Source organism: Methanoculleus chikugoensis (genome assembly GCF_900095385.1).
GTDB lineage: Archaea > Halobacteriota > Methanomicrobia > Methanomicrobiales > Methanoculleaceae > Methanoculleus > Methanoculleus chikugoensis_A.
This window is the reverse complement of sequence record NZ_FMID01000033.1, coordinates 1-20819: the sequence shown is the minus strand read 5'-3', so window position 1 is coordinate 20819 and position 20819 is coordinate 1. Positions and strand designations below refer to the sequence as shown.

The following is a 20819-nucleotide window of genomic DNA, read 5'->3' as shown; positions in this document are numbered from 1 at the left end:
ATCCTATCTTCCTTCAGGCATACCATGTTGGTACTATGGACGATGACAAGATACGGAAGGCCTTTGAGGCATACGGAATAGAAGACGAGATAACCTGCCCGCAGGCCTTCGAGATATCGGAGAAGTACAGCATCCCGAAGATGGATATCGCCCGGTACTGCAACCAGCGCGAACCGAGAATAAAGATCCGCAACTGTCAGCTGGGCTGCTTCAGATGAGCCTTTTTCTCGAGGTCGTATCCGTCGCCGAGGCCGTGGAGGCGGTGCGGAGGATCGCGCCGCCGCTTGGATACGAGGACGTCCCGCTCGAAGACGCCCTACACCGGGTCCTCGCGAAGGATGTCCATGCCGATATCGACATCCCGGGGTTCGACCGCTCGACGGTCGACGGTTACGCGGTCGCCGCGACCGAGACCACCGGGGCGTCCGAGGCCATCCCGGCGATGCTCCAGTGCCGGGGCCGGGTCGGGATGGGAAGCGCGGATGCCGGGAGCATCTCCCCCGGATCGTGCCGCTACGTCCCCACCGGCGGCGCTCTTCCCGCAGGCGCGGACGCGGTGGTGATGATCGAGCACGCCGAGCAGATCGGGGACGATATCCTGGTCCACCGCCCGGTGGCGCCCGGGGAGAACGTGGTCTTCTGCGGCGAAGACTTCAGGGCGGGGAAGGCGGCTCTGGAACGGGGGCGCGTGCTGACCCCCCGCGAGATCGGCGTTGCCGCGGCGATCGGCGCCGACCGGGTCAGCGTGGTGCAGGTGCCGAAGATCGGGATCATCTCAACGGGGAACGAACTCGTCCCCGTCGTCGAGACCCCCGGGCCGGGCGAGGTGCGGGACGCGAACTCCTACCTCGCCGGCGCCTTCGTGACCGAACGGGGCTGCCATCCGGTCTACTTCGGGATCGTCAGGGACGAGCGGGCGGTGCTGAAACGGGCGGTCTCTTCTGCGCTTGAGCGGTGCGACGCGGTTCTGGTCTCGGGAGGCTCGTCGAAGGACGAGCGGGACAACACCGCCGCGGTCGTCGCGGAACTCGGCGAGGTGCTGGTGCACGGGATCGCGCTTGCACCCGGAAAACCCACCATCATCGGGACGGCACGGGGCAAACCGGTCATCGGGCTCCCGGGGCACCCGGCCTCGACCTTCGTCGTGCTCGTCGCCGTCGTCGACCATCTCCTCGCGGCGATGCGGCAGACCGCCGTCTCCCGGCGAACCGTCCGCGCACGGCTGACCCAGAACATCCCCTCCACCCGCGGGCGGGAGGACTACGTCCGGGTCAGCCTCAGCAACGGGGAGGCGACACCGGTCTTCGGGAAGTCGGGACTCCTCAACACCCTGGTGCAGAGCGAGGGGCTGGTGCGGATCCCGGCATCGAGCGAGGGGTTCGAGGTCGACGAAGAGGTCGAGGTGATCCTGTGGTGAAACGTTACCTCTCGGTGATATCGCTCGCGGAGGCGCGGGCGCTTGTAGAATCCTCTTTTTCGGCGGTTCCGGGGATCGCCCGCATCCCGGTGACGATCGATGCGGTGGGGAGGATCACCGCGGAGCCGATATTCGCCCGGTTCTCGGTTCCCGCCATCCATCTCTCGGCGATGGACGGGATTGCGGTGAGAAGCGCCGACACCGTCGGCGCGAGCGAGCAAAACCCGGTGACCCTCCCGGACGCGGCGCGGGTCAACACGGGGAACATCGTCCCGCCCGGCTACGACGCGGTGATCATGATCGAGGACGTCTGGGTCGGGTCGAAGCCTGACGGCGAGACCTACACCGTCCGAAAGCCGGTCAGCCCCTGGCAGCACATCCGACCGGTCGGCGAGGACATCGGCGAGTCGGAGATGATCCTCCCGAGGGGGCACCGGATACGGCCCCACGACCTCGGGGCGCTCGCAAACTACGGCGTCACGGAGGTTGCGGTCATAAATCTCCGGGCGGGCCTGATCCCCACCGGGAGCGAACTCGTGCCGGCGGGCGAGATGCCTCCGCCCGGGAAGGTGGTGGAGAGCAACACCCTGATGGCCGCGTCCGTCCTCGCGGAGGCGGGCGTGGAGGCGCACCGCTACGGAATCGTCCCGGACGACTACGAGATGATCCGGGAGGCGGTCCGGCGCGGCGTCGCGGAGAACGAGATCCTGTTCGTCTCGGCGGGGTCTTCCGCCGGGACGCGGGACTACACCGCCGACATCATCCGCGACCTCGGCGAGGTGCTGGCGCACGGGGTCGCCATTAAACCCGGAAAGCCGGTGATCATCGGCAGAATCGAGGGAAAGCCGGTGATCGGGCTCCCGGGCTATCCTCTTGCGGCGGCGACGGTGCTCCGCGAGATCGTGATGCCGCTCGTCGCCCGCTACGGCCTCTTCGTCCGCGAGCCCGAGCGTGTCGCCGCCCGGCTGACCACAAGCCTCCACTCCGATATCGGGACCGACGAGTTCGTCCTCCTCTCGGCAGGAAGGATCGGCGACCGGTGGGTGGCGGTGCCCCAGTCGCGGGGCGCGGGCGTCCAGATGAGCGCGGTGCGGGCGAACGGCTACATGCAGATCCCGTCGCAGAAGGAGGGGGCCGAGGCGGGGGAGAGCGTGGACGTCTGCCTCACCGTCCCCCGCGCGGAGGCGGAGGAGGCGGTGCTCGTCACCGGCAGCCACGACCCCGCCCTCGACCACCTGGCCGACCTGGTGCGGCCGCGCGGCGTCGACGTTCACTCCACCCATGTGGGGAGCATGGGCGGGGTGATTGCACTGAAGAAGCAGGAGTGCCACGCGGCCCCGATGCACCTCCTCGCCCCCGACGGCACCTACAACACCCATTACCTGGAGCGCTACCTGCCGGGCGCCGACCTCGTCCTCCTCTGCGTCGCGGAGCGCCAGCAGGGCGTCATCTCCCGCGACGGCATCGGGTTTGAGGACCTGCCCGGCCGGACGTTCGTCAACCGGCAGAGGGGGTCGGGGACAAGGATACTGCTCGACCACCACCTGGCGGAGCGCGGCATCGACCCAGGCCTCATCCCCGGCTACGAACGCGAGGTGACGACACACCTTGCGGTGGCGCTTGCCGTCCGGACCGGCGAGGTCGACGCGGGAACGGGGGTCTACAGCGCCGCAAAAGCCCTCGATCTCGCGTTCGTCCCGGTGGCGACGGAGCGCTACGAGCTCGCTATGCACCGCGAGATGCTCGACGACCCGCGGATCGCGGCCCTCATCGAGACCGTCTCCTCGGATGCGTTCAAGAAAGTTCTCCGGGACCTCGGGGGCTACGAGACGGCCGGGACAGGCGTGCTGCGCGAACTGCGAGGATGACCGCCTCCTCGGGCGTGGCGCAGACAAACACCCCCTCTATCTTCCAGGTCAGAAGGCCGAAGACGGGTTTCTCCGTCTTGAGCGCGACGGCAATCTCCGAGAGCGTGCCGTAGCCTCCCCCGACGGCGATCACCGCGTCGGCCGAGTTGACCAGGACGACGTTCCTGGCGTGGCTCATCCCGGTGCGGATGACGATATCGAGATACGGGTTCCCCTCCCCGGTGTCCGGGAGGATGCCCACGGTCGTCCCGCCGGCCTCTTTTGCACCCCTGCAGGCGGCCTCCATCACCCCGCCGAGGCCGCCGCAGCAGACGGTCTCGCGGTTCCCGGCGATGAGGTAGCCGATGGTCTCCGCCGCTTCGTACTCCTCAACGGAACAGTCTCCCCTCCCGACGACTGCGATCTGCATGGGGGAGAGGTCGGGGGCAGGGGATAAAAGGGGTGGGGTGAAGGAGGGGGGGAGGGCCTGCTCCCGGTCTTTGCCGTTTAGAAGGAACACCCGTACCCCCACTCTACCCGGCCTTCGGCCTCCTCCCCCGCACCAGGGGGGGCGGGGGCAGCGAATGGCGATAGCCGGTGGAAAGTCGTATCCGAGAAAGCAAGTCAGGAAACCGCCTTCTCCCGGCATCCCCCCATGCAGTGGACCGTGGTGGATATCGCCATGGGGGGTGGGGCCGACGGGGAGGGGGAGCATCCCCCTCCCCTGTCTCAACCAATCCCGGCATCTGCAGCCCCCAACCAGGGGGCGGGGCCCGGGCGTTGCCGGTGGGAAGCCGGGTCCGGGGAGCGGGGCAGCACTTGGCGGTATACCGGCCCGTTCGTCGCGGTTTCAGCAGGCTCCCCACTTTCTCGATGCCGCAGGCGGTCTGCAGGTCGCACCCGACGGTGCTCCCGCCCCTGCTGTTCCAACGGTCACGCGCGCAAAACACTTTGTCTCCCAACAACAAACGGTACACCACAGTGCTGAATATGAGGGATACGAGGTGAAAGAAGTCACCGGCAGTTATAACCCGCGCGAACTTGAGGCGGGAGTCCAGGACTACTGGAAACGGGATAATACCTATGCACGCGTCCAGGAGGTGCGGAAGGATGGGAAAGCGTTCTTTTTTGTCGACGGGCCGCCGTACACCACCGGCCACATCCATCTCGGCACCGCCTGGAACAAGATCATAAAAGACGCCATCCTCCGCTACCACCGGATGCGGGGGAGAAACGTCATCGAGCGGGCCGGCTACGACATGCACGGCCTCCCTATCGAGGTGAAGGTCGAGCACCAGCTCGGGTTCACCTCCAAGAAGGATATCGAGGATTACGGGATAGCCGCGTTCATCGAGCAGTGCCGGACGTTCGCCGTGACGCACATGGAGATCATGAGCGACCAGTTCCGGCAGCTCGGCATCTGGCTCGACTTCGACAACCCCTACCAGACGATCAAGGCGGAGTACATCGAGTCCGCGTGGTGGGCGGTCAAGCGGGCGAATGAACGCGGTCTCCTCGAACGCGGCCACCGGGTCGTGAACTGGTGCCCCCGGTGCGAGACGGCGATCGCCGACTCGGAGGTGGAGTACTGGGACGAGACCGACCCTTCCATCTTCGTCAAGTTCCCCATCACCGGGCGCGAGAACGAATTCCTGGTGATCTGGACGACCACGCCGTGGACGCTCCCTGCAAACGTCGCGGTGGCGGTCAACCCCGCGTTCACCTATGCGCGGGTGGCGGCGAAGAAGGACGGCCGCGAGGAGACCCTCTGGATCGCCGACGAACTCGTCGAGTCCGTCCTGAAGATGGGCCGCTACCAGGACTACACCGTCCTTGAGAAGGTCAGCGGTAGCGACCTCGTCGGGACGGAGTACACGTCGCCGCTCGCCGGCCAGGTGCCGCACCAGGCTGAGATCCGGCACCGGGTCGTCGCGGCCGACTACGTCGAACTCGAGAACACCGGTCTCGTCCACATCGCTCCCGGGCACGGGTGGGACGACTACCTGATCGGCATCCAGGAAGGGCTCGAGGTCTTCTGCCCGGTCGACACCGGGGGGTGTTTCACCCGGGACGCGGGGGCGTTCGTGGACATGTACGTCCGGGACGCAAACGATCTCGTCATCGACGCGCTCAACGACTACCTCCTCGCCCGGCGGACGATCACCCACCGCTACGGCCACTGCTGGCGGTGCAAGACCCCCATCATCTACCGCGCAACCGCACAGTGGTTCCTGAAAGCCACCGAGATCCGCGAACCGATGCTTGAGGAGATCGCGAAGGTGAAGTGGTACCCCGATTGGGCGGGAAGCGCCCGGTTCCACGACTTCGTCAGGGACTCCCGCGACTGGTGCATCTCCCGGCAGCGCTACTGGGGCATCCCCATCCCCATCTGGCAGTGCGAGCAGTGCGGCGAGAGGGTCGTCATCGGCACCATCGCCGAACTCGAGGAGCGGTCGGGCGCAAAGGTCCCCGATCCGCACCGCCCCTACGTGGACGAGGTCGTCATCCCGTGCTCCTGCGGCGGGGAGATGCGCCGGGTCGCCGATATCTTCGACGTCTGGTTCGACTCGGCGGTCGCGTCGTGGGCGACCCTCGGATTCCCCGGGAAGCGCGAGGCCTTCGACCGCCTCTGGCCGGCGGACTTCATCACCGAAGGGCAGGACCAGACCCGGGGCTGGTTCTACTCCCAGCTCGGGGCGAGCACCGTGGCGTTCGGCCGCGCCCCCTACAAGAGCGTCCTGATGCACGGGTTCGCTCTCGACGCCGACGGGCGCAAGATGAGCAAGAGTTTCGGCAACGTGGTGACGCCCGAAGAGGTGATGAACCAGTTCGGCGTCGACGTTCTGCGGTTCTACGTCCTCTGGGCGAACGCTCCCTGGGACGACCTGAAGTTCAACTGGGACAGCGTCAAGACCATCCACCGGACGCTCAACATCCTCTGGAACGTCTACCGGTTCCCGCTCCCGTATATGGTTCTCGACTCGTTCGAGCCGGCATCCGCCGGAGGTCGCTGGGACGACTCGTTCGTCCGGACGCACATCAAGGATATGCCCGAAGAGGATCGCTGGATAATCTCCCGGGTGAACTCACTCGCCCGGACTACGGCCGGGGACCTGCAGGAGTACCACCTTCATAAGGTGACGCGGGCGCTCGCCGCCTTCATCCTCGAGGATCTCTCCCGCTGGTACGTCCAGCTCGTCCGGCCGAGGATGTGGCTCGAGGAGGATTCGCCGGAGAAGCGGTACGCCTACGAGACCGTATATTACGTCATGCGCCGCCTGATCGCGCTCCTTGCACCGTTCACCCCCCACATTGCCGAGGAGATCTACCGGAACCTGCGTCTTACGGGCGACCCGGAGAGCGTCCATATGCTCGACTGGCCGGAGGCGGACGACCTCCTTATCGCGCCCGACCTCGAGAGCGCCATGGAGGTCATCCGGTCGTTCGACGACGCGGTTGCCACCGCCCGGCAGAACGGGAGACGGAAACTCCGCTGGCCGGTCTCCGAGACCGTTGTGGTCACCGGGAGCGACGAGGTGAAGACGGCCCTCGAAGGCTTGAACGACCTCGCCCTGAACCGGGCGAACACCCGGACGGTCAGGGTCGTCACGGGCGCGTGGAACCGGATTCTCTGGCAGGCCGAACCGGTGATGCGGGCGATCGGCCCTGAGTTCGGCAAAGAGGGGCCGAAGGTCAAAGCGCTGATAGAGAGCGCAGACGGCACCGCCCTGAAGGCCGCGATCGAGCGGGACGGAAAGGCCCAAATCGACGACTACGAGATCACGGCGCGCCACGTCACCTTCGCGGAAGCCCTCCCCGAGGGTGTCTTTGCCGCGCCCATGAAGGACGCGACGGTCTACGTCGACGTCACCCTCACGCCGGCGCTGGAGGCCGAGGGGTACGCCCGCGAGGTGATCCGGCGGATCCAGGAGATGCGCCGCCAGCTCGACCTGAACGTCGACGACTTCATCGTCGCGGCCGTGGACGTCGCCGACGAGCGGGTGGCCTCGCTCATCGCAGAAGAGGAGTGGCAGAAGGAGATCGCCGGGGAGGTGCGGGCAGCAGCCCTCACCGTCCGCCGCAACGGGGAGAAGCCGGCGGAGCCCTTTGCGCTCGAGAAGGACTGGGACGTGGAAGGCGTGCAGATGCGGATCGGCATCTCACGCGCCGGCGAGTGACCGGAGCAGCGCCGCGCCCTCCTCTGTCGAGAAGAGAGGCGTCTCCTCCGGTTCCCGGATGCAGGTCCGTGCGGCCTCGACGGTCTCCCCCGTCAGGGGGTTATACCCCTCTTTTATGCACTCTTCCCGATAGAGGAGCGTCCCCCGCCGCTGCCAGGCCGGCGTCTCCGCCAGGTTGACACCCCGCTCGAACATCATCTCGTGCATCGCCGCGGACTGCATCCCACGGAGGGCGGCGGCGGCCTGACGGGAGGTCATTCCCTCCTCGACGAGCGCGTTCTGGCAGTAGGCATTGATGTGATTGCGCCATGCCTCGTTCTGGCGCGAGACCAGGTACTCGACCGCAAACCCTCCCGCCGCGGGGATCGTCCGGGCATCGAACGCAAGGGGCTCCGTGCACCCGAGTTCGATCGTGAGTTTGCTCGCCGCAACCGCAGCGGTCACGGAGTCGAGTTTCTCCACCCGCCCCGAGAACGGCAGCGTCGGGAAGTAGAGGCTGATCTCGTCGGAGAAGGTGTAGGCGAACGCGGGGGATAGGCCGCTCCCGGTGAGAAGGTAGCGGCAGACCGCCCGCATGCTCTCGTTGAAGGCGGGATCGAACGGTTTTTTGAGATGGAGCGCACGTGTCAGACGGTGAAAGGCGCGGCCGTCGAGTCGGACAAAAACGGGGGGGAAGATGGTGAGGTTCGAGAAGATCTCACGATCTCCGGTATCCATATTGTATCGGAAGGGAGCCCCGGACATCGCGGTCAGTCTTCTTTTGCCGGGGATTTGAAGAGCCCGGGGATGTGCCGGACGATGATGATATCTCCGACACTCTTTACGATGCGGAAGGGGATCTGCAGCCCGGTATAGCCTTTTACCTCCCCGATCTCGGGGTTGAGCTCGCCGACCGCAAGGGCGTCGATCTTCTTCTGGTCCACATCAAGCACGACATCGTCAACATTCCCGATAAAGACAGCTCTGTCGGTATAGACGCGTAATCCGAACATCTCTGTGATCTGGGTTCTCATCGGTATCCTCTGAAGGTATATTACTATAAATGATAAAAAGATACTCCTTTTCATGGAAGCGTCGCTACAGATCGGGAACCTGGCCGGGATTCCGGTCAAACTGCACTGGAGTTTCCTCCTGGTGATCCCCCTCTTCGCCTGGATCATCGGGAGCCAGATCGAGCTCACGACCGAGTTGATCCAGGCTCTCTTCGGTGTCCCTATCGACATGACGCTGATTACGGCGGGATTCAACCCCTACATCCTCGGAACCGTCGTGGCGCTCGGTCTCTTCTTCGGCGTCTTCATCCACGAGATGGCCCACTCGCTCATCGCAAAAGCAAAGGGGATTGAGATCCACAGCATCACGCTCCTCATTCTCGGGGGAGTCTCCCAGATGGAGGAGACGATGCCGGACCCGAAGATCGAACTCCCCATGGCGCTCGCGGGCCCGCTGACGAGCCTTGCGGTCGGCGTGATCTCCAGCGCCCTCGTCTACGTCGTTGCGGCGATCGACCTGGATCCAGGAGTCGCCGGCGTTCTGGTCTTCACCTTCGGCTACCTCGGGCTCCTGAACGTCCTGCTCTTCGGGTTCAACCTCCTCCCGGCGTTCCCCATGGACGGCGGGCGCGTGCTGCGGGCATGGCTCGCCCGCCGGATGCCGCTCTCCCGGGCGACCCGGATCGCCGCCGACGTCGGGAAAGGGTTCGCCGTCCTCTTCGGGATCGTCGGGCTCCTGCTCTTAAACCCCATCCTGATCCTCATCGCCTTCTTCATCTACATCGGGGCGAACCAGGAGGCCACGTTCCTCCGCTACAACATCCTGCTGCAGGACGTCACGGTGGCGGATGCGATGAGCAGACCCGTCGTCACGGTGGAACCGACGATGCCGCTCTCGCAGGTGGTGGACATGATGTACGAGACGAAGCACCTCGGCTTTCCAGTGGTGGACCGGGGATCGCTCGTGGGGATCATCGCCCTCGCCGACGTCCACAAGATCTCGCCGATCGACCGGGAGGCGATGCAGGTGCGCGACGTCATGACCCGGAACCCGACCGCCCTCCCACCGTCGGCACCGCTCATCGACGCGCTCCGGATCATAACCGGCCAGGACATCGGGAGGATTCCCGTCGTCGAGGACGATACCCTGGTCGGGATCGTGACCCGGACGGACGTTCTGCGGGTGATGGAACTGCGGGAGGAGGAGTAGGAGGAGGCGTTCGGCAGGACAGCCGCTTTCTGTCGGAACATCGCATAGCCCCATGCACGGATTCCGAGGGAATATCGCCACGAGGGGTGGGGCTGACGGGGAGGGGGGTACGCCCCCCTCCCCTGTCTCTACCTTATATCCGGACACCTGCAACCCCCACCCCCCCGGCCTCCGGCCTCCTCCCCCGCCCCTCAGGGGCGGGGGCAGTGCGTGGCGATATTCAGTGGAAAGCCGTGTACGGATATACAACGCTCGGAAGGACAGGGTTCACGCACCAAGAGGGCAATATATCAAAAAACGACAAGCAGGAGACTTAGCGGTTGAACTCCAAACAGGTGTGAGTGCCAGTGTGACGGAAAGTGTTCCCCGCCATCCCCGCCCTAAAACCTCATCACGTCCTCGATCCCCGTCTCCCCGGCGACCTCCCGGAACTCATCAAGACCACTAAAAGGCCGGCGGGCGGCGATAGTCACCGCTCTCTTCTTGCCCACCCCCGGGATCCACCGGAGCGCCGCTACCGGCAGGGTGTTGACCTCGACCGGAGAGGGGAGTGCCGTCACCGACCGCATCCCCCAGTCGACTACGACGGTGTCGAGCACCGCCCGTGCCGGGAGTTCGATGGGGATCCCGACGAGGATGGGATACGAGCCCATCTGCCGCCCGAACGACGGTTTTCCGGGAACTTCGACGACGACCTCCGGGAGAACAGTGCCGACCGGAAAGACCCGGCGGAGCATCGGTTCGTCGAACTCTTTCCGTGCCCACTCCTTGAAGGAGCGGAACCGGGCGTCGTGCTTCCCGAGGGTGTTCTCGTTGTAGGCCTTTGTTCCCTCAAACGGCATCACCTGCCGGATATTCACCCGCCGTACCAGGAGCCCGGCATCAAGCACCCGCTTGAGGAACGCCTCGTTTGCGTCGAACGTCGCCGGCGTCTCCCCTGCAAGTCCGGCGATGAAGTTCAGGCCCGGAAGGAGCTCGGGGACGCCCCCCGTCCGTTTCCCCCCGACTTCGTTCACGACCTCGATCGCGCGGAAGACGTCGTCCGGCATGGCCTTGAGGTTGTTCGCCGCGACAACCGCCGGATCGGCGGTCTCCATCCCGAAGGCCGCGGTGTCTCCCGGGGTGTGGCCGGCGACGATCGCCTCGAGCGCCGCCCGCGCCGCGTCCTCGTGCCGGGCGATGGTGCCGGGGTTGATGTTGTCGATGTGCAGAGTTCTGAGGGCGGGGGCGTTCTCCCGGACGGCCGAGAAGAGATCTTCGAGTGCTTCGGGGCGCGGAACCGGGAACTCCCCGCCGCTGCTTTTGTAGGCGAGGAGATCCGGCTGCCGGCCGAGCCTGAAGTGGCGCACACCCGCCGCATGGAGCGCCGCCACCTCCTCCGCGATCCCCTCGATGCTCCGGTAGCGCGGAAGCCCGTAGAACGGTTCGGTGCAGAACGAGCATCCCCCGACCGTCGCCCGCGAACACCCGGTCGCGGTCTCGAGTTCGCAGATCACGTACGGGAATGCCGGGTGCTGCGCCACGATCCCGGCGCCTGCCGCGGCCCAGGGGTCGGTCAGGGAGTAATCGCCCGCGCCGGCAGGCTCCCCGCCCGAGAGCCAGGAATCCAGCGCGACCGCGGGCGATCCGGAGAGCGTGACGTCGAACCCGGCGATCGCCTGCCGGATCGCCTTCTTCCCACCCCCGGGAGCGTAGCCGAAGGCGATCGGCCCGCCGATCGCGGTGGTCGGCTGCCGGAGCAGGATCCCGAGCTGCTGGATCTCCGTCAGGGTCGCGGGTTTCCCCCCGATGTATGCTCCCGGCACCGTCAGGCCGGCGATCATCACCACGAGATCGCCGCGCTCGTAGCGGGCGACGATCGAGGGATCGGCCCGGACCTGGTCGATGGTGACGTAGCGGGGTGCGTAGCCGTGTCCGGCGAGGACCCCGGCGACCTCCCGGATGTATGGGGAGACGTAGGGCGAAACGCCGAGGCACGCGGGTTCGTCGACGTAGCCGTCGATGATGAGGGCGTTAGTTGACTCCGGCATGTGCTAACTCAATCCTCCCGGTAGACTCGCGCGAAGCCGCGAAGAGCGCGAAGTCCAATGTCGGGGGACTGGAAACTCCCTTCGCGGCTTCGCGATCTTCGCGTGAGGCAACATCACAAATGTTAGATACAATGGTTTACTGGAGGTCATACCCAAGCAGGCGCAGGAGTTCCCCCGCCCAGTAGAGTTTCCCCCGCTTGAGGGGGTCGACGTTTTTGTCGGCAAGATCGAACCCGACAATCCGGACGCTCGCCGCCCCGAGTTCGTCGGCGGCAAAGACCGCCCGGTCGCCGTCGGTGAACCCGCCGAAGTTGTGAACGTGAGGGAGCGGTGCCGCCTGCGTGGTGGCGACGAGCGGCCCCGTTATACGCGGAACCCAGTGGCGGAGGAGCGGAAGATTGTCGCCGTGGGCGTGCACGACCATCACCGTCCCCTGTTCCGAGAGATCGATGAAGACGTCCGTCGCCCCGTCGAGGTCGGTGAAGACCGCGTCCGGCCGGATACCGTGATCCGCGAGCACCTCCGCCGCCGCATCGGCGGCAAGCACCGTCCCCTCGATCCGGTCGAGCTCCCCGGGAAGGCAGGGGGCGTTCCCGCAGACCGTCACCGCCCTCCCCCGGATGAGCGTTTCAAGCAGCCCGACGTCGTCGCGACCGGCAAGATCCGCGAGCACCCGGGCGGCCGCCTCGTCCGCATCGCGGTCGAACCCGAAATAATCCAGAATTGCAGTGTAATGAGGCTCCCAGTCCGAGAACTTCATTGTCCGTCCTCGTCGTCCAGCCCGACGATTTCGGAGAACCTCTTCAGGATCGGATCGATGATGATCTCGAGCAGATCTTCCTTCTCCTTCGCCATGGAGAAGTAGCTGAGCGGTATCAGGGCCGCCGCCATCGTGGCGTGCCCGCCGGCCTCACCGATAGTCCCGAACGCCTCGGCCATCACGTTGCCGAGATGGAGCCTGATGTCCTTGTTCCGCGCCGAGATGATGATGTTCTGGTCGCTGATGCCGTAGACCAGCGCCGTGTTCACGCCCTCGAGATGGATCAGCATATCGGCCGCCTGCGGGAGAGCGTCGCGGTTCCTGATGTAGCCGACACCGGAGAAGAGGTAGCCGCTCTTGAGCCGGCGGTTTCGGATGGCGTTCCCGATGATCTCCAGCGTCTCAAGCGACATCGAGGGGGAGGTGATCTTCTCGAGGAGATCCGAGTCGGTCAGGGGAAGGAGGAACGCCGCGTAGTTGAGATCCTGGGGGGTGACGTTCCGCTTGAAGTCGCGGGTGTCGGCCCGGATGCCGTACAGGAGCGCGGTGGCCACCGACTTGTTCACCGGGATATCGAGCTCCATCAGGTACTGGGTCATGATGCTCGCCGTGGCGCCGACACCCGGCCTGATGTCGATGAAGTCCGCGACCGTCGACGGGTGCTCGCCGTTCTTGTGGTGGTCGATGATGATGTTGACCCGGGTCGATCTGGGGAGCTCGTTGTTCACGCCGGGCCCGGACGAGTCGACCAGAGCGATGTAATTGCACTCCTCGAGGATCTGGGGGGTGAGCCGCTCCAGCTTGATGTCGAGGAGGTTGATGAACGCCCGGTTCTCCTGGTGCCCGATATCCCCCTCGTAGACGATGCGGCAGTTGAGCTTGTTGCGGCTCGCGTGCCGCGCAATCATCGAGAGCGCCATGGCGCTCGAGATCGAGTCGGGGTCGGGGTTTAAGTGGGTGACGATGCAGAGCGTCCCCTCCCAGGAGGCGAGCATGTCGTAGAGCCGCAGGGCGAGCCTTGAAGAGTGCAGTTTCCGGATGTGGTGGATGGCGGTTCTCGCAACCACCTCCTGCGGGTAGAGAACGATATCGGCGCCTTCCTGCTGGAGGAGGTCGACGCTGACCGGGTCGGTGGCGCGTGCGATGACGTAGGTCGCCGGGTACCGGTTCTTGACGGTCTGGAGCGCCGTCAGGTTGGCCTCCCGGTCGTTCGCGAGGATGAACGCGACCTCCGGCACGGGCAGCCCATCCATGAAGTTCGGGTCCCGGAGGTCGCGAACGATCGCTTCGTACTTCTGATCGCGAAGATCTTCCACCCGCTTCTCGTCCTTATCGACGATGATGAGATCTTCGTTCTCCTGCTCGAGCTCCTCGGCGACATTATAGCCGGTGCTCCCGCAGCCAAGAATGATGTATTTGATACGTTCCTTCGAAACGTTCTGGACCGCCTCAGGCATGCGTACAATGGTGTAACTTCTCATGGTATTAAGGGATTCCATTTCGGCGATTTTCAGGGAGGTTCCATAAAGTTTATACTGTATCCCATGCAACACTGTTAGGTCAGACGCATGGGCCTGTAGCTTAGTTCGGCAGAGCGACGGACTCTTAATCCGTAGGCCAAGGGTTCAAATCCCTTCAGGCCCGTCGAACACCCGATTCTTTTCATCCTTTGCACCCTGGATCGATTCTTTGATATTTCAGGCTGCGAACGTTCGGTTCGCGCGACCTTGTTCCGCAGAGTGGGTTCTCCATTGCGGTAGGGGCGCACGGCCGCCCGGTCAACCCCCGTCGGTCTTCGCCCCCACCGGGGCTCCTTGCGGGAGGCCGCTTGTTGCGACGGAAACGGGATTGCGAAGGCACATATATGCCGCTGCTATATAAATCCTGCCCCGGCCAAAAACCCGCAAGAACGCTGCACGGGGAGGAGTAAACAGGAGACTTCCCTTTCCCTCACCCTCTCACGCAGGTACGGCGGCAGGGTAAAAAAAAGAGGTTTGCGGATACGCCACGTTTTGCAGGTGCAATCGACCGGGCGACTATACCTGAACCTTCTGGACGAGGTCGTCGAGGATCTTCTTGATGTCGATCCAGAGGATGAGCCCGGATCCACGCTGCGACCTGGCATCGCCCGGTTTCCGGTCATCCTCATCCTTCGTGAGTTTGATGATCCCCTTGACGAAGGCGTGGACCCCGGAAGAGATCCCCTCGTCCATCAACTCGATATCCTCCTCGGCCACCTGGATGACGCTGTGCACGTCGTCCACGATTATGCCGAGGTTCGACCCCCCGGCCGCCTCGGCGACCAGGACGATGATCTTCTGGCTGCTCCCCGGTTCTCCCGGGATCCGGATCAATCGTTTCAGGTCGACGACAGTGGTGATCTCGCCCCGGAGATTCATGATCCCGGCGATGTAGTCCTGCGCCCGGGGGATGTGGGTGATGGGCATCATCTCCACAATCTCCCGGGCGAGCTGGATATCCATCGCGTACAGTTCCCGCCCCAGCCCGAACTCGACGACGTCGATCATGCTCCGGCCTCACTGGAACCTGAACACTGCGACCCGCTCGCGGAGCTGATGGGCCATCCGCTGGATCTCGTTCGCGGCGCTGGCGACCTCCTCGGTCGAGGCGGACGATTCCTCGGCGAGCGCGGCGAGGCTCTCCGTCCCCCTCTCTGTCTCCTGGATCAGGGAGAAGACCTCCTCGATGCTCGTTGTAACCGCGTTTGCCGCATCGGCCTGGTTCTCGGTCGCCCGGGAGATGTCGGCGATGCCGCCGACGGAGGTGTTGACGTCGGCGACCATCTTGTTGAGGGCCGCGATGGTCTTGTTCACGCTCTCGATCCCGCTGAGGATCTCGGTGTGGGCCCCCCGCATCGCCTCGGCGGTCTTCCCGCTGCTTGCGGTCACCCCCCCGATGACCTCCTCGATCTGCCGGGTCGCGCTCTTCGACTCCCCGGCAAGGTTCCTGACCTCGCCCGCGACGACCGCAAACCCGCGACCGTGCTCCCCGGCCCGGGCGGCCTCGATGGCGGCGTTGAGCGCGAGAAGGTTCGTCTGGTTCGCGATATCGGTGATCAACTTCACGATATGGCCGATATCCTGCATCTTTGCGTTCAGGTTCGTGATCTCCGTGACGGCCTGTTCGGAGATCCGCTGCACCGCCTGCATCTTCACCCCGGCCTCGTTCCCGAGCCCGACAGCCGATTCCCCGGCCTTCGCGACGTTCATGGAGAGATCCCTGACTTCCTGGGCGGTGCTTGCAATCTCTTCCACCGCCGCGGAGAGGTCCCCGATCTCCTTGGTTACCCGGTCAAGCTGCCGGATCTGCTCTTTTGCGCCGTCAGATGTCTTCTGAGCGGTGTTCGCCACCTGCTGGGATGCCTGGGCGATCTCATCGGCACCTTTCCCGGCATCGGTGACGACGTGTTCGAGAGCATCTGCCTGTTCGAGAGTCTGCCGGAAGAACTCTCCCTGGGACTTTATCGCCGCATTCAGGTCTTTTTTGATCTCTTCCAGCGGGTCGTCCAGATAGGTGGGCGCCGGCCGCGTCATGTCGCCGCCGGCAATCGCGGTGAGGGTCTCCGCGACCTCTCCGATGCTCTTCTGGAGCTTCAGTTCAAGGGTCCGCCCTTCCGTGATGTCGTTGTAGACCGTGAGCACGTTCGCAATATTACCCCTTTCATCGATGAGCGGGATATTGTAGCGCTCGAGGATCCGGACGCCTGCCGGGAACTCGACGGTGACCTCGCCCTTGCTCGGCTTCCCGCTCTTCAGGGTATCGGCGGCACCTTCTCCCGACTGGCTGATGTACTTGAAGTCCCGTCCGGTGAGGCGTGCGGACTGCTCCCTCGTGTAGCCGGTCACCCGGTGGAACGCCTTGTTGAGTGTTTTTATGGTCATGTCGGCGCCCCAGAGGATGATGGGCATCGGGTTCTCCTGGACGATAGCATCGGCCTGCTGCCGGAGCGCCTCCATCCGCTCAATCTGCCGTTTCTGGTCGGTGATGTCCTTGTAGACGCTCATCACGCTCTCGACGTTGCCGGCCCCGTCAGGGAGCGGGACGTTGTAGCGGACAAACGAGAAGGTACCGGTCGGGAGTGTGACATTTATCTCGCCGGATACCGTCTGATTCGTCCTGAAGACCTCCATAAGTTCCTGGCCCGACCTGTCACCGTCGAGCTCGAAGTCCTTGATGGTCATGGACTCGGCTTTCTTTCGGTCGTAGCCGGTCATCTGCAGGAACGCCTTGTTCACCGTCGTTACGCGCAGGTTCCCGTCCCAGATGATGGTAGGCATCGGGTTCTCCTGCAGGATGGTCTCCGCCTGCCGCCGGCTCTCCTCCGCCGCGGTGGAGACGGGGCTGCCTGATTCCAGTTCACCGTTAATCATAGGTTTACCTCCTGTGCGACATCATACTCTCTGCAGACTCCGCCGGGCCGGCGAGGGACACCTGGGGTGTCGTGCCGGCCCCCCACTATGCAGCGGAGCAGATCCCCCAATTTTCGTCGCTAATGCAAGGTTATCCCCTCTTTACCCCTTAAAATGACTCTTATGCCATGCACACCTGCTATGCATTTACGCAACGCTTATATATTACTTATTGTATGACCATACATCATGGTCACCTCCCATGGTCGACAGACAGACAGAGAATAACCTTGCAGGGATACTCGGGATTTTACAGGAGCACCCGGGCGGGCTGAGCATCAGCGATATCGCAACCCTCCTCACGATGAACCGGAACTCCGTCTCGAAATACCTCGCGATCCTGCAGCGGCAGGGATCGGTCGACATGCGGCTGGTCGGCGCGGCAAAGGTTTACTGCCCGAGCCGTCGCCTGCCGGTCACGGCCGTCCACCGGTTCTGCTCCCCAAACCTCATCGTCGTCGATCACAACCTGGAGGTCCTGGAGGTATCCGGCACGCTCGCGGGCATCCTCGGGGCTACGCCCAAGGCTCTCATCGGCCATCCGGTCCTGCCGCTGTTTCCAGGCATCTCCTCTTCCGATGATGTAACTTCCCTGCTCAGGAGGGCGCTCTGGGGAGAAGAGGGGACCTTCCGGTGGAGCCCCGGCTCTCGCAGGGGTGCCGCCTCCTACCGGGTCTCCCTGATACCCACCGTACTCGAGACCGGCCGGCCCGCGGTCTCGCTCGTCCTGGAGAAGGTCCTGGAGGATGGCGATCCCGGAGAAGAGCGCCTGCTTGAGGCGTCGCGGCAGGAGGCGCTCCAGGAAGACCGGGCCGAAGGGATCGTCCGTGTCTCGCCGGACGGGCGTGCCGGCTGGGCCGATGAGGTCTACTGCCGGATGACCGGGACGAGACGGGACGACCTCATCGGGCGGCAGTTCCGCCCGCCGCTTGTCGAGGAGGAGAAAACAGCGTGGAAGAACTTTGTCCGGGGCCTCACGCCCGATAACCCGTCGGCGACGATCGACTGCAGGATGGTCATGCCGGACGGGAGCACCCATTACTACCGCTGGAGAGGCCGGGCACTCTGCAGTCCCGATGGGACAATACTCGAGTACCAGTACCTCTGTTCCGATAGCCACGGGTTCAGGGTGATCGAGGAGACCCTGCGCCGGCAACTACAGGCCCTTGAGCAGGAGACACACGACCGAGAGGGCGCGCTCAGGGAGAGTGAAGAACGGTTCAGGAGAATATTCGAGGATTCCCCCATCGGGATCGCGGTCTGCGATAGCGCCGGGGCACTGCTCCATGCCAACCGTGCCTGCCTCGAACTCTTCGGGATCGCCCGTCTCGACGATGTACGGGGGATCAACCTCCTGCAGGTCTGCAGGGCGCTCGATGCCTGCGAGATGCAGGCACCAGGAGATGCGGTGACCCCGCTGGATTGCCGGTTCGACTTTGACAGGGTTCGCAGCCGGGATCTCCTCCCGACGACACGAACCGGGATCATCCACGTCGGGGGCGTCGTCAGCCCGCTCAGGTCGCCGGACGACGGGGGCCCGGATGGCTGCCTCATCCAGGTACACGATGTCACCGGCCGCGTTCTCGCGGAGGGAGCGCTCCGGGAGTCCCATGACCGGCTGGCCGGCATCGTACGACACCTGCCCGACGCCATGTTTGCAATCGACCGCGGGGGAGTCGTCACTGCCTGGAACCTGGCAATGGAGGAGTTGACCGGGATCACCGCAGAGGAGATCCTTGGCAAGGGAAACCATGATTATGCCCTCCCGTTTTACGGGAAGAGGACAGCCATGCTCGTGGATAAGGTCCTGAACCCTGATGTAGCGCTCCGAAACCGGTACCGCTTCATCACCTACGCCGAGGGGGGCGAGATCATCGCAGAGTCCGTCATCCCGCCGCCGGGCGGCGGTTTTCCATGGATCTGGTGGGTGAAGGCCGGCCCCCTCTACGACAACCGGGGGGAGATTGTCGGCGCCATCGAGTCGATCCGGGACATCACCGGAGAGCGGCGGGCGGAGAGATTCCAGAAATGGGAGAGGATATTTATGGATGAGACCGGCGAAACCCCCCGATGAGGCGCTTCCGGGCGCACTACGGCCGGAGGGGGCCGACCCCGCACTTACCGCCCGATCTTCAGGAGCATCTCTTCGAGCGTCGGGTAATGCGACTCGATCCGCTCGATCGTCGCGCCGTCGGCCGCAAGCGCCGCGGTCGTCCGGTTCAGTTCCTCGACGGAACGCGCCTCGGCAAGGTACCGGCCGTCGGAGGCCGAGTAATCGACCGATGTCGCAAACGCCGCCGGGTCGGGCACCCGGAAGAAGACCTGGTAGGTGAGCGAACCGAAGGTCTCCCGGAGTTCGGGCATGGTGCCTTTCGCCACCACCTTCCCCCGGCGCAGGATCAGGACGAGGTCGCAGGCCTCCTCCACCTGGAAGAGGTTGTGGGCGGAGAAGATCACCGTCTTGCCCCGTTCGCGCAGAGCCTTGACGTAGTCGAGCACCGACCGTGAGGTCATGGGGTCGAGGCCGGAGGTGGGCTCGTCGTAGATGAGCAGCCCGGGGTCGTGCATCAGCGACCGCGCAATCGCGACCTTCCGCTTCATCCCCTTCGAGAGTTCCCCGATCTTCTTTTTGTCCGCCTCGAGCGCGAGCGAATCGAGGAGTTCGTCGCGCCGCTCCCGGATGGCCGGTTTTGAGAGACCGTAGATCTCCCCGAAGAACGCGAGATACGCATCCGTGGTCATCGTCTCGTAGAGCCGCGACTCTTCGGGAAGATACCCCAGGTTCTGTTTCAGGTCGAGCGGCCTTCTCACAACGTCGATCCCGTCGACGACGAGGCAACCCGACGTCGGCGAGATAAGGCCGGCCATGATCTTCAAGAGCGTCGTCTTCCCGGCGCCGTTATGCCCGATAACCCCGAGTATCCGTGCATCGTCGAGATCAAAGGTAACGCCGTCGAGCGCCGGGAAGTCGCCGTAATGCTTGACGAGGGAGCGGGCCGTGATCATCCGGTACCCCTTATGTCGCCGATGCCTACTAATAGGTTGCTGCACAGAGATATGGTTCTCTAGCGCCGCCAGGGATTACCATGAGCCTTGCCTCCTCCATCCGGACGATTGCCGTCTGGGAGATGAATCGATCGATGACCACGATGGGGAGAAGCGTCCTCCCGCTTGCGGCGGGGCTTCTCGTCCTCCTGGTGCTGGTAACGGCATTTGCCTCACAGAGCGGCGTCCATATGCAGGACGGCATGTACCGCATCGGCATCGACGACCCCGAGATCGCCCGGATCGTCGCTCCCGACAGCCGTTTTACCCCCTACCTCGATACCGGGGCGGCGCTCTGGGAGAACCGGTTCGCGTACGACATCGTCATCCTGCAGGGCGAGGTCTACGCCGCCGATACAGACAAAGGGCGGGCAGCCTTAAAGACCCTCGAACGCGACTACGAGGGCTACGTCTCCTGCGTGGCCGCCGGAGAACCCGACCTCTTCGCCGCCTACCCGCTCTGGATCGATCTCGAGTACGTCAAGAGCGAGATCGACTTCCTGGCGACCCAGAGCGGGCAGCAGGTCGGCGCTCCGGCGGATGCCGGAAGACCGCCCGTCCCCTCGGGGCCGGTCGAAGCGGTGACGCCGCCGGCGTCGGCAATGCCCGTCTCCGAGGAGACCCTCCGGGAACATCTCGCGGATACGGGGAGCAGTCATGCCCTCGAACGCTACACCGGCGTCATCTCGGGCGGCTCCACCATGGAGCAGTTCCGGACGCCTTCGGAACTCTCGGCGCCGCTTCCGTTCGATGCAATCATCCTGGTCTTCGTCTTCATCTTCCCCCTCTACTTCACCTCGCAGTTCTTCATGATGAGCGTGATGAACGAGCGGGTGGGACGGGCCGGGGAAGCCCTCCTCTCCACCCCCGTGAGGCCGACCGCGATCGTCGTCGGCAAAGCGCTCCCCTA

The 20819-nt window shown here is 64.5% G+C and carries 15 protein-coding genes, 1 tRNA gene and 1 pseudogene; 8 read left to right on the top strand and 9 right to left on the bottom strand.

The window, feature by feature from the left end:
* Positions 1-35 precede the first annotated feature (35 nt).
* From L21_RS06850 to L21_RS06840, 3 genes are read left to right on the top strand one after another with little or no spacing between them, the layout of a single operon-like run.
* The gene (locus L21_RS06850) at positions 36-218 is read left to right on the top strand and encodes a hypothetical protein (RefSeq protein ID WP_074369747.1); all 183 of its coding nucleotides are present in this window, start codon (positions 36-38) and stop codon (positions 216-218) included.
* Positions 215-1417, top strand: a complete 1203-nt coding sequence (locus tag L21_RS06845; protein WP_074369746.1) for a molybdopterin molybdotransferase MoeA — start codon at positions 215-217, stop codon at positions 1415-1417. Before L21_RS06850 ends, L21_RS06845 begins: the two co-directional genes overlap by 4 nt.
* On the top strand, positions 1411-3285 hold the full coding sequence (locus L21_RS06840; RefSeq protein WP_074369745.1) for a molybdopterin biosynthesis protein: 1875 nt from the start codon (positions 1411-1413) through the stop codon (positions 3283-3285). The genes L21_RS06845 and L21_RS06840 overlap by 7 nt, the downstream gene beginning before the upstream one ends.
* On the opposite strand, the gene L21_RS06835 is transcribed toward L21_RS06840, so the two are convergent.
* Entirely contained in the window at positions 3212-3694 is a 483-nt protein-coding gene (locus L21_RS06835; RefSeq protein ID WP_074369744.1) for a TIGR00725 family protein, read from the bottom strand. The two genes, L21_RS06840 and L21_RS06835, sit on opposite strands and share 74 nt — an antisense overlap.
* Before the next feature lie 574 nt (positions 3695-4268).
* Here L21_RS06835 and ileS point away from each other — a divergent pair.
* Entirely contained in the window at positions 4269-7442 is a 3174-nt protein-coding gene (gene ileS, locus L21_RS06830; protein ID WP_074369743.1) for an isoleucine--tRNA ligase, read from the top strand.
* Here the strand turns inward: ileS and L21_RS06825 are convergent.
* Entirely contained in the window at positions 7425-8159 is a 735-nt protein-coding gene (locus L21_RS06825) for a tRNA(His) guanylyltransferase Thg1 family protein (protein WP_074369742.1), read from the bottom strand. The genes ileS and L21_RS06825 overlap by 18 nt on opposite strands.
* 32 nt (positions 8160-8191) lie before the next feature.
* Positions 8192-8455 carry a PRC-barrel domain-containing protein gene (locus L21_RS06820; protein WP_074369741.1) on the bottom strand — a complete coding sequence of 88 codons (264 nt, stop codon included), beginning with the start codon at positions 8453-8455 and terminating at the stop codon, positions 8192-8194.
* A gap of 52 nt (positions 8456-8507) precedes the next feature.
* Between L21_RS06820 and L21_RS06815 the strand changes: the two genes are divergently transcribed.
* Positions 8508-9644, top strand: a complete 1137-nt coding sequence (locus tag L21_RS06815) for a CBS domain-containing protein (protein ID WP_074369740.1) — start codon at positions 8508-8510, stop codon at positions 9642-9644.
* Positions 9645-10024: 380 nt separating this feature from the next.
* Here L21_RS06815 and L21_RS06810 read toward each other — a convergent pair whose 3' ends face one another.
* The 3 genes from L21_RS06810 to L21_RS06800 form a co-directional block, all read right to left on the bottom strand.
* Positions 10025-11674 carry a radical SAM protein gene (locus tag L21_RS06810; RefSeq protein WP_074369739.1) on the bottom strand — a complete coding sequence of 550 codons (1650 nt, stop codon included), beginning with the start codon at positions 11672-11674 and terminating at the stop codon, positions 10025-10027.
* 136 nt (positions 11675-11810) lie between these two features.
* Positions 11811-12434: a 6-hydroxymethylpterin diphosphokinase MptE-like protein gene (locus L21_RS06805; protein ID WP_074369738.1), complete on the bottom strand. Its 624-nt coding sequence runs from the start codon at positions 12432-12434 to the stop codon at positions 11811-11813.
* Entirely contained in the window at positions 12431-13891 is a 1461-nt protein-coding gene (locus L21_RS06800; protein ID WP_074369737.1) for a DHH family phosphoesterase, read from the bottom strand. The genes L21_RS06805 and L21_RS06800 overlap by 4 nt, the downstream gene beginning before the upstream one ends.
* Positions 13892-14004: 113 nt before the next feature.
* On the opposite strand from L21_RS06800, the gene L21_RS06795 reads away from it, so the two are divergent.
* Positions 14005-14078: transfer RNA gene (locus tag L21_RS06795), tRNA-Lys, on the top strand.
* Between the two features lie 392 nt (positions 14079-14470).
* Here the strand turns inward: L21_RS06795 and L21_RS06790 are convergent.
* Complete coding sequence (locus L21_RS06790; protein ID WP_074369736.1) at positions 14471-14962, bottom strand: chemotaxis protein CheW; 492 nt, start codon at positions 14960-14962, stop codon at positions 14471-14473.
* 9 nt (positions 14963-14971) lie between these two features.
* Entirely contained in the window at positions 14972-16825 is a 1854-nt protein-coding gene (locus L21_RS06785; RefSeq protein ID WP_074369735.1) for a methyl-accepting chemotaxis protein, read from the bottom strand.
* A 241-nt stretch (positions 16826-17066) separates the two neighbouring features.
* Here L21_RS06785 and L21_RS06780 point away from each other — a divergent pair, with 241 nt between their 5' ends.
* Positions 17067-18938, top strand: coding sequence for a PAS domain S-box protein (locus L21_RS06780; RefSeq protein WP_074369734.1), 1872 nt, complete (start codon positions 17067-17069; stop codon positions 18936-18938).
* 44 nt (positions 18939-18982) lie between these two features.
* On the opposite strand, the gene L21_RS06775 is transcribed toward L21_RS06780, so the two are convergent.
* Positions 18983-19870 (bottom strand): ABC transporter ATP-binding protein, encoded by an 888-nt coding sequence (locus tag L21_RS06775; protein ID WP_074369733.1) that lies wholly within the window; start codon positions 19868-19870, stop codon positions 18983-18985.
* Between the two features lie 80 nt (positions 19871-19950).
* Between L21_RS06775 and L21_RS06770 the strand changes: the two are divergent.
* Positions 19951-20819 (top strand): annotated as a pseudogene (locus L21_RS06770) (PrsW family intramembrane metalloprotease); the annotation flags it as partial.